At 64.5% G+C, this 13,143-nt stretch carries 14 protein-coding genes; 2 read left to right on the top strand and 12 right to left on the bottom strand.

The window, feature by feature from the left end; translation table 11 throughout:
• The coding region (locus AADJ04_RS01440; protein WP_341238505.1) for a histone at positions 1-288 on the top strand (288 nt) is incomplete at its 5' end.
• Positions 289-413: 125 nt separating this feature from the next.
• On the opposite strand, the gene AADJ04_RS01435 is transcribed toward AADJ04_RS01440, so the two are convergent.
• The 12 genes from AADJ04_RS01435 to AADJ04_RS01380 all read right to left on the bottom strand — a co-directional run bounded on the left by AADJ04_RS01435 (position 414) and on the right by AADJ04_RS01380 (position 12,098).
• Complete coding sequence (locus AADJ04_RS01435) at positions 414-1,310, bottom strand: carbohydrate kinase family protein (RefSeq protein ID WP_341238504.1); 897 nt, start codon at positions 1,308-1,310, stop codon at positions 414-416.
• Positions 1,311-1,334: 24 nt separating this feature from the next.
• Positions 1,335-2,939, bottom strand: a complete 1,605-nt coding sequence (locus AADJ04_RS01430) for a DUF3426 domain-containing protein (RefSeq protein ID WP_341238503.1) — start codon at positions 2,937-2,939, stop codon at positions 1,335-1,337.
• A gap of 52 nt (positions 2,940-2,991) precedes the next feature.
• Complete coding sequence (prmA, locus tag AADJ04_RS01425; protein WP_341238502.1) at positions 2,992-3,894, bottom strand: 50S ribosomal protein L11 methyltransferase; 903 nt, start codon at positions 3,892-3,894, stop codon at positions 2,992-2,994.
• 227 nt (positions 3,895-4,121) lie between these two features.
• A complete protein-coding gene (gene accC, locus AADJ04_RS01420) occupies positions 4,122-5,471 on the bottom strand; it encodes an acetyl-CoA carboxylase biotin carboxylase subunit (protein WP_044401556.1) in 1,350 nt (449 codons plus the stop codon).
• A gap of 7 nt (positions 5,472-5,478) precedes the next feature.
• Positions 5,479-5,934 carry an acetyl-CoA carboxylase biotin carboxyl carrier protein gene (gene accB / locus AADJ04_RS01415; RefSeq protein ID WP_044401559.1) on the bottom strand — a complete coding sequence of 152 codons (456 nt, stop codon included), beginning with the start codon at positions 5,932-5,934 and terminating at the stop codon, positions 5,479-5,481.
• Positions 5,935-6,080: 146 nt separating this feature from the next.
• Positions 6,081-6,671: a TlpA disulfide reductase family protein gene (locus AADJ04_RS01410; RefSeq protein ID WP_341238501.1), complete on the bottom strand. Its 591-nt coding sequence runs from the start codon at positions 6,669-6,671 to the stop codon at positions 6,081-6,083.
• Positions 6,668-7,270: a hypothetical protein gene (locus tag AADJ04_RS01405; protein WP_044401564.1), complete on the bottom strand. Its 603-nt coding sequence runs from the start codon at positions 7,268-7,270 to the stop codon at positions 6,668-6,670. Before AADJ04_RS01405 ends, AADJ04_RS01410 begins: the two co-directional genes overlap by 4 nt.
• A gap of 208 nt (positions 7,271-7,478) precedes the next feature.
• Complete coding sequence (locus tag AADJ04_RS01400; RefSeq protein ID WP_341238500.1) at positions 7,479-8,480, bottom strand: tripartite tricarboxylate transporter substrate binding protein; 1,002 nt, start codon at positions 8,478-8,480, stop codon at positions 7,479-7,481.
• A gap of 219 nt (positions 8,481-8,699) precedes the next feature.
• Entirely contained in the window at positions 8,700-9,440 is a 741-nt protein-coding gene (locus AADJ04_RS01395) for an SDR family oxidoreductase (RefSeq protein ID WP_341238499.1), read from the bottom strand.
• Positions 9,437-10,666, bottom strand: coding sequence for a 3-oxoadipyl-CoA thiolase (gene pcaF, locus AADJ04_RS01390; RefSeq protein WP_341238498.1), 1,230 nt, complete (start codon positions 10,664-10,666; stop codon positions 9,437-9,439). Before pcaF ends, AADJ04_RS01395 begins: the two co-directional genes overlap by 4 nt.
• Before the next feature lie 35 nt (positions 10,667-10,701).
• Positions 10,702-11,352, bottom strand: a complete 651-nt coding sequence (locus AADJ04_RS01385) for a 3-oxoacid CoA-transferase subunit B (protein ID WP_341238497.1) — start codon at positions 11,350-11,352, stop codon at positions 10,702-10,704.
• A 29-nt stretch (positions 11,353-11,381) separates the two neighbouring features.
• Positions 11,382-12,098: a 3-oxoacid CoA-transferase subunit A gene (locus AADJ04_RS01380; RefSeq protein WP_288485824.1), complete on the bottom strand. Its 717-nt coding sequence runs from the start codon at positions 12,096-12,098 to the stop codon at positions 11,382-11,384.
• Positions 12,099-12,229: 131 nt separating this feature from the next.
• On the opposite strand from AADJ04_RS01380, the gene AADJ04_RS01375 reads away from it, so the two are divergent.
• Positions 12,230-13,057 carry an IclR family transcriptional regulator C-terminal domain-containing protein gene (locus AADJ04_RS01375; RefSeq protein WP_066695765.1) on the top strand — a complete coding sequence of 276 codons (828 nt, stop codon included), beginning with the start codon at positions 12,230-12,232 and terminating at the stop codon, positions 13,055-13,057.
• Positions 13,058-13,143: the final 86 nt, after the last annotated feature.

Genomic DNA, 13,143 nt, shown 5'->3' with positions numbered 1-13,143 from the left:
AAGAAGGCTGCTGCTCCAGCGAAGAAGGCTGCTGCTCCAGCGAAGAAGGCTGCTGCTCCAGCGAAGAAGGCCGCTGCTCCAGCGAAGAAGGCTGCTGCTCCAGCGAAGAAGGCCGCTGCTCCAGCCAAGAAGGCCGCTGCTCCAGCCAAGAAGGCCGCTGCTCCAGCCAAGAAGGCTGCTGCTGCAAAGAAAGTGGTGAAGGCTCCAACAGCCCCTGCCGCTCCCGCTGCTCAGACCACGCTGAACCCCCAGGCTGCCTGGCCGTTTCCCACAGGCACCAAGCCCTGAGGAAGCCCAGCTTTCCAAGCCCAACCCGGTGCCCTGCACCGGGTTTTTTTATGCCTGTACGGGGAGAGCCTTGAGCACAGTGTCGAAGGCCCGCCCTGGATGGCAGGCCAAGCCTCTCAGTCCCATCACGCGGGGGAGAAATCCAGGACATAGTTCTGTGGGCCACGCTGCGCAATCTTCAGCGCGCCCACCTTGTTGCCCAGTTCAGCACACCGCGCCAAAGGCCAGCCCTGCTCCAGACCAAACAGCAGGGCTCCACGCCAAGCGTCACCGCACCCTGTTGGGTCCACCACGGCCGCTGGCTGCACAGCTTGCACTCGCTCACGCTCGCCATCCACCCACACATCACAACCTTCACCGCCCAAAGTCACTACCAGGCCCTTCACCTTGCGCGAGATGTCTGCCAGGCTCAAGCCGGTGCGGTCGCACAGCATCTTGCCTTCGTAGTCATTCACCGTCACCCAGGTGGCTTGCTCAATGAATTGGGTCAACTCAGCGCCATTGAACATGGGCAAGCCCTGGCCCGGATCGAACACGAAAGGGATGCCAGCCGCCACGAACTGCGCGGCATGTTCCAGCATGGCATCGCGCCCATCTGGCGAGATGATGCCCAGCTTGATATCGGGATGGGATTCGATGCGGGTGATGTGCGCCTGCATCATGGCTCCTGGGTGGAACGCCGTGATCTGGTTGTTGTCACGGTCGGTCATGATCATGGCCTGCGCCGTGTAAGTGCCGTCCACCTGCTTCACATAGCGGTCACTGATACCCAGCGCAGCCAGGCGCTGCAGGTACTCGCCACCGTCTGTTCCCAGCGTGGCCATGGGCAGGGGCTCGCCACCCAGCAACTTGAGGCTGTAGGCGATGTTGCCTGCGCAGCCACCGAAATCACGACGCAACGATGGCACCAGAAAAGACACGTTGAGGATGTGCAATTGATCCGGGAGGATCTGCTCGGCAAACCGCCCCTCAAAAGTCATGATGGTGTCGAACGCCAGGGAACCACAGATAAGAGCGGCCATAAAAAGCAATCAATAAAAGAAGAATCAGGGATAAAACGCCAGCAGGCGATAGCCCGCCACGCGAGCGCCGCCAGTGGTCACCAGCACCGACACGGAAGCACTCCATTCGCCACCCGCGGCAAGCTCCTGCGGAGCGCCCATGTCAGCAGGCAGCAATACACGGCGCAACACGGGTTGGTCCTGCGCATCGGTCAGCGTCAACTCCACCGCCGGCATCTCCAGCGCCACGGTAGAACGGCTCTTCATCGTGACGGCGAGCACATAGCTGTCGCCCCGCGCCTTGTTGAAGGAAGAGCTGTCGATGACCACCTCTGCAATTTGCCGCAGAGGCGCCAGTTCACACCCCAGCGGCTCGCATAAGGCCAGCAAGAGGGGGCGAAGCTGTGGTGCCACGGCAGCCAGGCGGTTGCGCTCATGCACAGCCACCTGCGCTGCGAGTGCAGTCGCCAAAACCAATCCCAGCACAACCAGCCCACTGCGCACCAGGGGCTTGCGCCAAAACGCCCGCCGGCGGGCTGCTTTGACGAAGCTGACATCCTCCGCCGCGTCAGGCTCCTCATCGTCTTCGCCCTCGCTGCTTTGGTCAGCGCGCAGATCTGGTGTTGCCGGCTTCGCTTCCTTCACACCAGTGGCTTCGTCGATCGAAGGAAACTCCACCGATGGCAAAGAGGGCTTTACAGGCTCCTCGGCATCGGCAAGAGACTGCACTTCAGCAGCAGGAAGTGCGGGCAAGGATGCCAGAACATCCATGCCATCGGCAGTCATGCCCTCCAAGCCACCGTCGCTCACCACATCTGCCTGCAGCGGCTTGGCAGGCACTGCCTGCTCTGCACTGGTCGCGGTGACACCGTCCACCTGCGAAGCGGTTGGCGAAGGCTGTGCATCACACTCCAACGTCAGCGGAGTGTCTGCAAAGTCTTCAGCGTAAGGCAGCTCATACCCTCCGGGCTGCGGCACCGGTGCTGCAGGCGTCTGCGCCACGGCTTCCGAAGAAACCGCCGAGGAATACGTCGCACGAAGAGGTTCCTGCAGCACCAGCTCCAGCATGTCAGGCGACAACACGCGGCTTTCCTGCCGCCCTGCAAACTCGGGCGGAGGTGGTGGAGGGGGCGGAGCAACCGGAGCCTTGGGCGGCACGCTCGGGGCATCTGCCCCCTTCCAGGCAAAGGTAGCAGCAGGCTCAAAAATGGGAGGCGGCTCCGCACCGACCAGTGGAGGCTCCGCAGCCAGAAAGGCAGGCGGTACCGGATCGGGCACCGACAAGACTTCGGCGGGGCGAGCAAAAGGTGCCTCAGCCAAAACACCGGCACCCGACGGGGCTGGCGCATTCCCCGACGGCGCGTCAGGCTCCACAACAACCCGAGAGAAAGCTTTTTGGACAGGAGCCGGAGGAGCCCCCCATGCGCGCGAAGAATCATCCGCCCGCGCCACTGGCATGGGCGGTGGTCGCACGTCGGTCAGCGATACGTCGGGCAAAAGCGCTGGTGGGGGCGCTGGCATGAGCGATTCGGACGCATCAAACACCTCGGCGCAGTGACCGCAGCGCACCCAGCCATCAGAAATGCGCAACTGGTCCGCGACCACCTTGAATTGGGTCGAACAGGCGGGGCAGCGTGTGATCTGGCTCATCTGCAATGGATTGTAGAGCGCAGGCCCCACAGCCCGCGGGGCCTCGCAAGGCTCAACGGCTGGCGGTCATCAAAATCCAGCCGTCTTCCGAATCGGCCACTTGCAGTGGCAGCCAGGGGGCATAGGCCTCCTTCAGCTCATCTGCCTGCCGCTCCAGAATGCCGGCCAGCACCAGGTGTCCGCCAGCCGCTACATGGCTGCACAGCAAGGGGGCCAGCACGCGCAGTGGCGTCGCCAGGATGTTGGCCAGTACCGTCTGGTATTCACCCTGGGCCTTGTCGGGCAGGCCCGCCTTGAGCTGCACGCCATTGGCCTGCGCGTTTTGCAGGGTGGACTCCACCGCTGCAGGGTCGATATCCACCGCATCAATATCCACCGCACCGAACTTGGCAGCACCAATGGCCAGGATGCCCGAGCCGCAGCCGTAGTCCAGCACACGCCCCAGGGTACTGGAGCCATCGGCGGCCACCGTGCCGTTGCGCGCAATCCAGCGCAGACACATGCGGGTCGTGGGGTGCGTGCCAGTGCCAAAGGCCAGGCCTGGGTCCAGGCGAATGCTGCGCACAGCCTGCGGTGGCAACTCATGCCAGGTCGGCACGATCCAGAAATCGGGGGTGATGTCCACTGGCGCAAATTGCGATTGGGTCAACCGCACCCAGTCTTGCTCAGGCACTTCGGTCACACCCAGCACCTGGCAGCCTTCAAAAAAGTCTTGTACGGTCAGCAGCTGCTGCGCCTCCTGGGCAGCTTCGGCCGTGGGGAACAGTGCCACCACGCGGCTGCGCTGCCATCCATCCTTGGGCGGGGGCATGCCGGGCTCGCCAAACAGGGCCTGCTCGGCATCGGTCTGCGCATCGGCGTCTTCCACCGAGACGCTCAAGGCGTCCAGCGCATCCAGCGCGTCGCTCACCGCTTCAATGCGGTCTTCAGGGCACATCAGGCTCAGCTCAAACATGAAAAACGCCTCTTTGCAAAAATGAAATGCTGGCACCCGTTTCCGGGAGCCAGCATGTGAACCCACTGTGGCCGCACCAGCCCAAGACTGGAATCAGCCTAACAAACACCCAACGCCCGCAGCCCCCCGCAAGCCACCGCCGCGCTGGCGGTGTCTCCCTTCCCGAATGGCGCAGCCATTCGAGAAAAGGGGGAAGGCGCGAAGCGCCTCAGGGGGTTGTACGCAGCCTAGCGTTTGTGTTGCGACAGCCACTCTTCCAGATAGTGGATGTTGGTGCCGCCCGCCATGAACTTGGCATCCACCATCAGCTCGCGGTGCAGCGGCACATTGGTGTTGATGCCTTCGATCACCGTCTCGGACAGCGCCGTGCGCATGCGGGCCAGGGCCTGCTCGCGCGTGTCGCCGTGCACAATGATCTTGCCGATCATCGAGTCGTAGTTGGGCGGCACGAAGTAGTTGGTGTAAGCGTGCGAATCCACACGCACACCGGGGCCGCCTGGCGCGTGCCAGGTGGTGATGCGACCGGGGGACGGAATGAACTTGTAGGGGTCTTCCGCATTCACCCGGCACTCGATGGCGTGGCCACGGATCTCGATCTGGCGCTGGGTGAAAGGCAGCTTTTCGCCAGCCGCCACCATGATCTGCGTCTTCACGATATCCACACCGGTGATCAACTCGGTCACTGGGTGCTCCACCTGCACGCGGGTGTTCATTTCAATGAAATAGAACTCGCCGTTTTCGTACAGGAACTCGAACGTGCCCGCGCCGCGGTAACCGATCTTCTTGCAGGCCGCAACGCAGCGCTCGCCGATCTTCTCGATCAGCTTGCGCGGAATGCCGGGCGCTGGCGCCTCTTCAATGACCTTCTGGTGGCGGCGCTGCATGGAGCAGTCGCGCTCGCCCAGGTACACCGCGTTGCGGTGCTTGTCAGCCAAGACCTGGATTTCGATGTGGCGGGGGTTCTGGAGGAACTTCTCCATGTACACCGCAGGATTGCCAAACGCGGCACCCGCTTCGGCCTTGGTCATCTGCACCGCATTGACCAGGGCAGCTTCGGTGTGCACCACGCGCATGCCGCGGCCACCGCCGCCGCCAGCGGCCTTGATGATGACCGGATAGCCGATGGCCTTGGCGATGCGGCGGATCTGCACCGGATCGTCGGGCAACTCGCCTTCAGAGCCAGGCACGCAGGGCACGCCGGCACGGATCATGGCCTGCTTGGCCGACACCTTGTCACCCATGATGCGGATGGACTCGGGCGTGGGGCCGATGAACTGGAAACCGCTCTTTTCCACGCGCTCGGCGAAGTCGGCGTTTTCGCTCAGGAAGCCGTAGCCAGGGTGGATGGCTTCAGCATCGGTCACCTCGGCGGCCGAGATGATGGCCGGCATGTTGAGGTAGCTCAGGGGCGACGGGGCGGGCCCGATGCACACGGCCTCTTCGGCCAGCTTGACGTATTTCGCATCGCGGTCGGCTTCGGAATAGACCATGACGGCCTTGACACCCAGCTCGCGGCATGCGCGTTGGATACGCAGAGCGATCTCTCCGCGGTTCGCAACCAGAATTTTCTTGAACATGAGCGCCTTATTCGATGACGAACAGCGGCTGTCCGTATTCCACGGCCTGGCCGTTTTCGCCCAGGATACGGGTCACGGTGCCCGACTTGTCGGCCTCGATCTCGTTGAGGATCTTCATGGCCTCGATGATGCAGACGGTCTCGCCCTCCTTGACCTGGCTGCCCACTTCCACGAAGGGCTTGGCGCCAGGGCTGGAAGAACGGTAGAACGTGCCCACCATGGGCGACTTGACCACATGGCCCGCGGGGGCTGCGGCGGCAGGGCTGGGCAGCTCGGCCACAGGAGCCGCCACGGGCGCTGTGGGGGCCACAGGTGCCTGCATGGGCGCTGCCACATATTGCTGAACCACGGCGCCGCCGCTCTTGACGATACGGACTTTGCCTTCGGCCTCGGTGATTTCGAGTTCGGAAACGTTTGACTCGGAGACGAGGTCGATCAAGGTTTTGAGTTTTCGCAGATCCATGGAAGCTCCAACGGCTATAAAACTAAATAGGGCGCGAATTTACTCTAATTTCGGACTACCTCAGCGATTGAGAGGTAATTTTCATCAACATCGAGGCTGACGGAGCGTCATCAAACGCTGAAAAAAGCCCCATGAAGGGGCTTGGCTTACCGCAGATTGACCCACTGCTGGAGGTCATCGGGCGTCACTTGTCCCATTTTACGATGCAGCACCCGCCCCCCCTGCCCCAGCACCACGGTGAAAGGCAGGCCGCCGGTGAGGTTACCCAGCGACCGCCCCAGCTCCGTGCCGCCCAGGCCAGCCAGCCCCACGGGAAAGTCCAGCGGCAGCCGGTCCAGAAACTTGCGCACCGACGAGGGCTGGTCGATCGCCAGGCCCACCACCTGCCAGCCCTTGGACGCGTTTTCCCGGTAAAACGCGTTCAGCATGGGCAACTCTTCCACGCAGGGCGGGCACCAGGTGGCCCAAAAATTCAGCAGCACAGGGCGGCCCTGCAGGGCTTTCATGGCCAGCGGGGCACCGCCTGTGGGGGTGTCAAACTCCATGCTCCACAAAGCTACCTCGGCACCATCCTGCATGGCGTGGGGCTGAAAACGCCACCAAGCCAACCCTGCCCCGCCCAGCGCGGCAGCGCCGGCCACGGCGCCGTAAAGCCAGCGCCTGCGCGATGTGGGGGCAGGCTGGGCGGCGGGTTCAGCAACGCTGGCGCTGCGGGAAACGTCGGGCGGCAAACTCATGGGGCAGTCTCTTCCAGAACACGGCGCACGGCCGTCACATCGCCACGGGGAGTGCGCCCCTTGGCATCGGGTTTCAAGGCGCCGCGCAAATCATCCAGGTCGTAAATCATCAGGTGCACGCCGATCATCTCCTGGAGCTCAGGGCACTTGCTGCCCAGACTCAGGGCCTCGACCGATTCGCCATGAAAACCCGTCACCGTGCGCGGCTCGTAGTCCACATGGTGGTCGATCAGGGCAATCTCTGCCGACTTGGGGTCATCGCAGAACAGCTGGATATAGATATCAGACAGGCGCGTGGCCGTGCCGTGCCATACCGAGCCCGCCAGGTGCGGCCGAAACTCGGCCATGCGCACCATCCACACCAGCGCGAGCTGGCGCAGGGCGCGCAGCTCGCGCGGCTGGGTATCGGCACAAAAAATATCGAGGTATTCGCGCACCGCGTCTTCCACCTGGTCGTTGTCAGGCAGCGGGGTGCGGGCGGGCAGGCCCATTTCGCGCACGGCGCGGCGCTTGGCGGGGCCCCATTCGAGCCCCTCTTCCACAACGATGCGGGCCGTGGTGGCGGCAATTTCGGCAGTCAGGGGGTTGGAAACAGGCATGGAGGAACCCTCGCGGCATCAGCAGCCGACATTGTCGCGTGAACGCAAACAGACACCGATCGCGCGCCCGCATGGCACCGAGGGTTTCTCAGGCTCTCAGCGTTTGCTATTTTTATGATAGCTGCTGGCGCTTACCCAGTAAGCGCTAGCATGCTTTTTTCCTTAAACCCAGGCATTCACCTGGGCCAGACCAGGCAGGCGGGGGAAATCAGTCCAGGCTGGCGCCGGACTCTTTCACCACCTTGCCCCACTTCACGCTTTCCGCCTGGATGAAGGCTGCGAACTGCTCGGGCGTTTCGCTGTAAACCTCGGCGCCCTGCTCGTTGATCTTCTTCTTCACATCAGGCTGGGCCAGCACCTTGACGATGGCGGCGTTCAGCTTGGCCAGCACGGGTGCGGGCGTGCCTGCGGGGGCAAACATGCCAAACCACGACGTGGCCTCGTAGCCGGGCACGCCCGCCTCAGCGATGGTGGGCACGTTGGGCAGCTCGGGCGAGCGCTTGGCCGTGGTCACCGCCAGGGGCACCAGGCTGCCGCTGCGCACATGCTGGATAGCCGACGGCATGTTGTCGAACATGATGCCGATCTGGTTGCCCATCAGGTCCGTCACCGCAGGGGCACTGCCCTTGTAGGGCACGTGCTGCATATCCACCTTGGCCAGGCTCTTGAACAGCTCGCCCGACAAGTGGATGGAGCTGCCATTGCCCGAAGAACCGAAGTTCACTTTGCCGGGGTTGGCCTTGGCGTAGGCGATGAGGTCCTTCACGCTCTTGTAGGGCTGGGCGGGGTTGGCCACCAGCAGGTTGGGCACATTGGCCACGCGGGTCAGCGGTGCGAAGTCCTTCACGGGGTCGAAAGGCATCTTCTTGTACAGGCTGGCGTTGATGGCGTGGGTGCCCACGGTGCCCATGAACAGGGTGTGGCCGTCAGGCGTGGCCTTGGCGGCCGCCTGGCCACCGATGTTGCCGCCTGCGCCCGCGCGGTTGTCCACCACGACGGATTGGCCCAGCTCAGCCGTCAGCGCCTGGCCGATGATGCGGGCCAGGATGTCGGTGGTGCCGCCTGCGGCGAAGGGCACGATGATGGTGACGGGCTTGGTGGGGTAAGCCTGGGCCAGAGCCGAGGTACCGCCGAGCAGACCAGCGCCCAAAACGACGGCCGAAGCGATGGAACCCAGGGCGAAGCGGCGGGTGGCGTGGGAATGTGGCATGGGAGTCTCCTTCAAAGAAGCTGGTGGACAGAAATAGCGTTTGGTGGGCCACGTCCCAATCGCCACAGCGTTTGAGACTGGCACGGCGCAGGCACGGGACGCCGAGGAAGGGCCTTTGCTGGCCGCGCCGCCCCGCACCGAGGGCGTCGTCCCCCTTCCCGAATGGCGAAGCCGTTCGAGAGAAGGGGGAAGGAGCGAAGCGACTCAGGGGTTGTCAGTTCACACCGGCGCCAAGCCCAGCGTGGTGCCCCCGCAGACGTACAGCACCTGGCCGGTGATGAAGCCGTTGTCGGGCGAGAGGAAGAACATTGCCGTGCGCGCCACGTCTTCGGGCGTTCCCATGCGGCCCACGGCAATGCTCTTGAGGATGCGTTCGGTCTGCGGGGCGCCTTCGGGGTTGCTCTGGCGGAACAGCTCGGTGGCGATGGGGCCAGGGCCGATGGCGTTGACGGTGATACCGTCGCGGCCCAGTTCCATGGCCAGCGTGCGGGTCATGCCGATCATTCCGGCCTTGGTGGCCGAATAGACGATGCGCTCGCCCTTGCCCAGCGCCGCACGCGAAGACATGTTCACGATGCGGCCCTGACCGCACGCGCGCAGCGTGGGCAGAAAGGCCTGCACCAGCAACATGGGCGCACGCAGGTGCAGGCCCACCACATCATCCAGCTGCTGCGTGGTGGCGGTGTCGATGGTGCCGGGGCGGGTGGCGCCCGCGTTGTTCACCAGCGCAGTCACGTTGTGCTGGGCAGCAATCTCGGCCGCGCGTTCGCGGGTGGAGGCCTCGTCCGTCAGGTCGCCCTGGTACGAGGTGAGCAGCGGGTGGCTCCAGGTGGGCAGCACGTAGTCGAGATTGACCACGGCCCGGCCCTGGGCCAGCACGGCTTCGGCAATCGCACGGCCAATGCCGTTGCTGGCGCCGGTAACGACAGTGACGGGGGTGCGGGTATCAGCCACGCTCACACCCGCTCGATGATCAAGGCAATGCCCTGGCCCACGCCAATGCACATGGTGCACAGCGCGTACTGGCCCGCGTGCTCGTGCAGGCGGTTCACGGCGGTGGTGACCAAGCGCGCGCCGCTGGCGCCCAGCGGGTGGCCCAGGGCAATGGCGCCGCCCCAGGCGTTCACGCGGGCGTCGTCGTCCTTCAGGCCCAGGGCGCGCAGCACGGCCAGGCCTTGCGCGGCAAAGGCTTCGTTCAGCTCGATCACGTCCATGTGGTCCAGGGTCAGGCCGGTTTGCGCCAGCACCTTCTGCGTGGCGGGCGTGGGGCCAAAGCCCATGATGCGCGGGGCCACGCCCGCGGTGGCCATGCCCACCACGCGGGCGCGGGGCTTGAGGCCGTACTTGGCGGCATGGGCCTCGTCGGCCAGCAGCAAGGCGCAGGCGCCATCGTTCACGCCCGATGCGTTGCCCGCCGTCACCGTGCCATCAGGCCGCACCACGCCCTTGAGCTTGGCCAGCGCTTCCAGGCTGGTTTCGCGGGGGTGCTCGTCCTGGCTGACGATGATGGCGTCGCCCTCGCTACCGGAGGGGCCTTTCTTCTTCTGCGGGATGGTGACGGGCACGATTTCGCGCGCCAGGTGGCCGGCCTTGATGGCGGCCACGGCGTTGAGCTGGCTGCGCAGGGCCATCTGGTCCTGGGCTTCGCGCTCAATCTTGAAGTCCGTCGCCACGTTCTCGGCGGTTTCGGGCATGGAGTCCACACCGTACTTTTCCTTCATCAGCTTGTTGATGAAGCGCCAGCCAATCGTCGTGTCGTACACGGCGTTGTTGCGGCTGAAGGCGGTTTCGGCCTTGGGCATGACGAAGGGGGCGCGGCTCATGCTTTCCACACCGCCGGCAATCATCAGGCCGGCTTCGCCGGACTTGATGGCGCGCGCGGCGCTGCCCACGGCATCTAGGCCGGAGCCGCACAGGCGGTTGATGGTGGCGCCGGGCACTTCAACGGGCAGGCCCGCGAGCAGGCTGCTCATGTGGGCCACGTTGCGGTTGTCTTCGCCAGCCTGGTTGGCGCAGCCATAGAGCACATCGGTCACGGCGGCCCAGTCCACACCGGGGTTGCGCTCCATCAGGGCTTTGATGGGCACCGCGCCCAGGTCGTCAGCGCGCACGCTGGAGAGGGCGCCGCCGTAGCGGCCGAAGGGGGTGCGGATGGCGTCGCAGATGTAGGCTTGGGATTGGCTCATGAAAGATGTCTCCTTGTTAGCGGCTCAGGGTTCAGTCAGGCTGCGGGGCGGATGGGCAGGCCCACCAGTTGCTCCAGCTCGGGCAGGGTCAGGCCGGGCACCATGTCGATAAGCTGCAGCCCGGTGGGCGTGCAGGCCAGCGTGCACAGGTCGGTGTAGATGCGCTTGACGCAGCCCACGCCCGTGAGTGGGTAGGTGCACTGCTGCACCACCTTGCTGGCGCCTTGCTTGGTCAGCAAATCCATCATCACCCAGGTCTGCTTGGCACCAATGGCCAGATCCATCGCACCGCCCACGGCGGGAATGGCGCCAGGCTCGCCCGTGCTCCAGTTCGCCAAGTCGCCCGTGGCCGACACCTGGAAGGCGCCCAGCACACAAATATCCAGATGGCCGCCGCGCATCATGGCGAAGCTGTCGGCGTGGTGGAAATACGCGCCACCGGGCAGCAGCGTCACGGGCTGCTTGCCGGCATTGATCAGGTCGTAGTCTTCATGGCCTGCGGCGGGCGCGGGGCCCATGCCCAGAATGCCGTTTTCGCTTTGCAGGATGACTTCGCGCCCTTCAGGAATGTGGTTGGCCACCAGGGTGGGCTGGCCAATGCCCAGGTTCACATAGGCACCGTCGTGGATGTCCTGTGCCACGCGGCGGGCCAGTTCGTCTTTGCTTCGTTTTTGATAGCTGCTCACGCTTGTTCCTTCTGCGCTAAGGGCGCTTTTTATGCAGACTTCTTGAAACCACCGGCCTGGGTGGCGGTGCGCTCGATCTTCACCACATGGCTCACGTAGATGCCGGGGGTGACGATGGCTTCGGGGTCCAGCGCGCCCAGCTCCACCACGTCGTGCACGGTGGCAATGGTGGTCTTGGCGGCGGTGGCCATCACGGGACCAAAGTTGCGGGCCGACATGCGATAGGTCAGGTTGCCCCAGCGGTCGCCTTTCTCGGCCTTGATGAGGGCCACGTCGCCGTAGATGGGGTACTCCAGCACGTACTGCTTGCCGTTGATTTCGCGGGTTTCCTTGGGCGAGCCGTCGGCGTTGAGCGCCAGCTCGGTGCCGTAGCCCGTGGGGCAGAAGAAGGCGCCAATGCCCGCACCGGCAGCGCGCAGGCGCTCGGCCAGGTTGCCCTGGGGCACCAGCTCCAGTTCCAGCTTGCCGCTGCGGTACAGCTCGTCAAACACATAGCTGTCCACCTGGCGTGGAAAGCTGCAGATGATCTTGCGCACCCGCCCGGCCTTGAGCAGCGCGGCCAGGCCGTGGTCGGCATTGCCGGCGTTGTTGTTCACCACCGTCAGGTCGCGCGCGCCCTGGGCAATCAGCGCGTCAATCAGTTCGCCAGGAATACCCGCGGTGCCAAAGCCCCCGATGAGCACCGTGGCACCATCGCGCACCCCGGCCATCGCCTGGGCCGCCGAGTCAGCTATCTTATTGATCATGAAACTGTGTCCCCACAAAAAAGAACTTCAGGAATGGGCCAAAACACGAACCCGAAGCCGCACCCGGCAAAGCCCGAGATTTGTTCGTATAGCGAACTTTTGTTCGTATAATGAATTATAAAGAAGTCCCGATGACAACGCCTGAAAACCACGACGCCCCCTCGGGCTTGCCCGCGCCCGCCTCCACCCCCAAGCCGGGCGACAGCTATGTGCAGTCGTTCGCGCGTGGGCTGGAAGTGATCCGCTCCTTCAGCGCCAGCGCACCCCAGCAGACCCTGAGCGAGGTGGCCGCGCACACCGGCCTGACCCGCGCCGGGGCGCGCCGCATCCTGCTCACGCTGCAAACGCTGGGTTATGTCGAGAGTGACGGCAAGCTCTTTCGCCTCACGCCGCGCATCCTCGACCTGGGCTTTGCCTACCTGTCGTCACTGCCGCTCTGGAACCTGGCCGAACCCCTGATGGAAGACCTGGTGGAGGAGGTGCGCGAATCGTCTTCGGCCGCCGTGCTCGATGGCCTGGACATCGTCTACGTGCTGCGCGTGCCCACCCACAAGATCATGCGCACCAGCCTGGGCGTGGGCTCGCGCCTGCCTGCGGCCTGGACATCCATGGGCCGCGTGCTGCTGGCCAGCCTGCCCGACGACGAACTGCAAAGCCGCCTGGCCACCCTGCCCCTGCAGCGCCACACCGCCCACACCGCCACCGACCTGCCCACCTTGCTGGAGCGCATTCGCCAGGCGCGCACGCAGGGCTGGTGCCTGGTGAACCAGGAGCTGGAAGAAGGCCTGATCTCCATCGCCGCACCGCTCACCAACCGCCTGGGGCAAACCGTGGCCGCTCTCAACATCAGCGGCCAGGCCAACCGCACCAGCGCCGAGCTGATGCAGCAAACCCTGCTGCCGCCGCTGCTGCGCGCGGCGCAAACCATCTCGCGGCTGATGGGCGCACCGCGCCGCTGACCTCAGACATGAAACGCGGCACCAACTCTGAGCGATGTGAGAGACGCAAGGCTCGATAAGCAACCAAGCCAGACGCTGCCATCAAG

This window comes from uncultured Acidovorax sp., from assembly GCF_964021665.1.
Taxonomy (GTDB): Bacteria; Pseudomonadota; Gammaproteobacteria; order Burkholderiales; family Burkholderiaceae_C; genus Acidovorax; species Acidovorax temperans.
The sequence above is the reverse complement of the archived record's forward strand: the minus strand, read 5'-3'. Positions and strand labels throughout refer to the sequence as shown.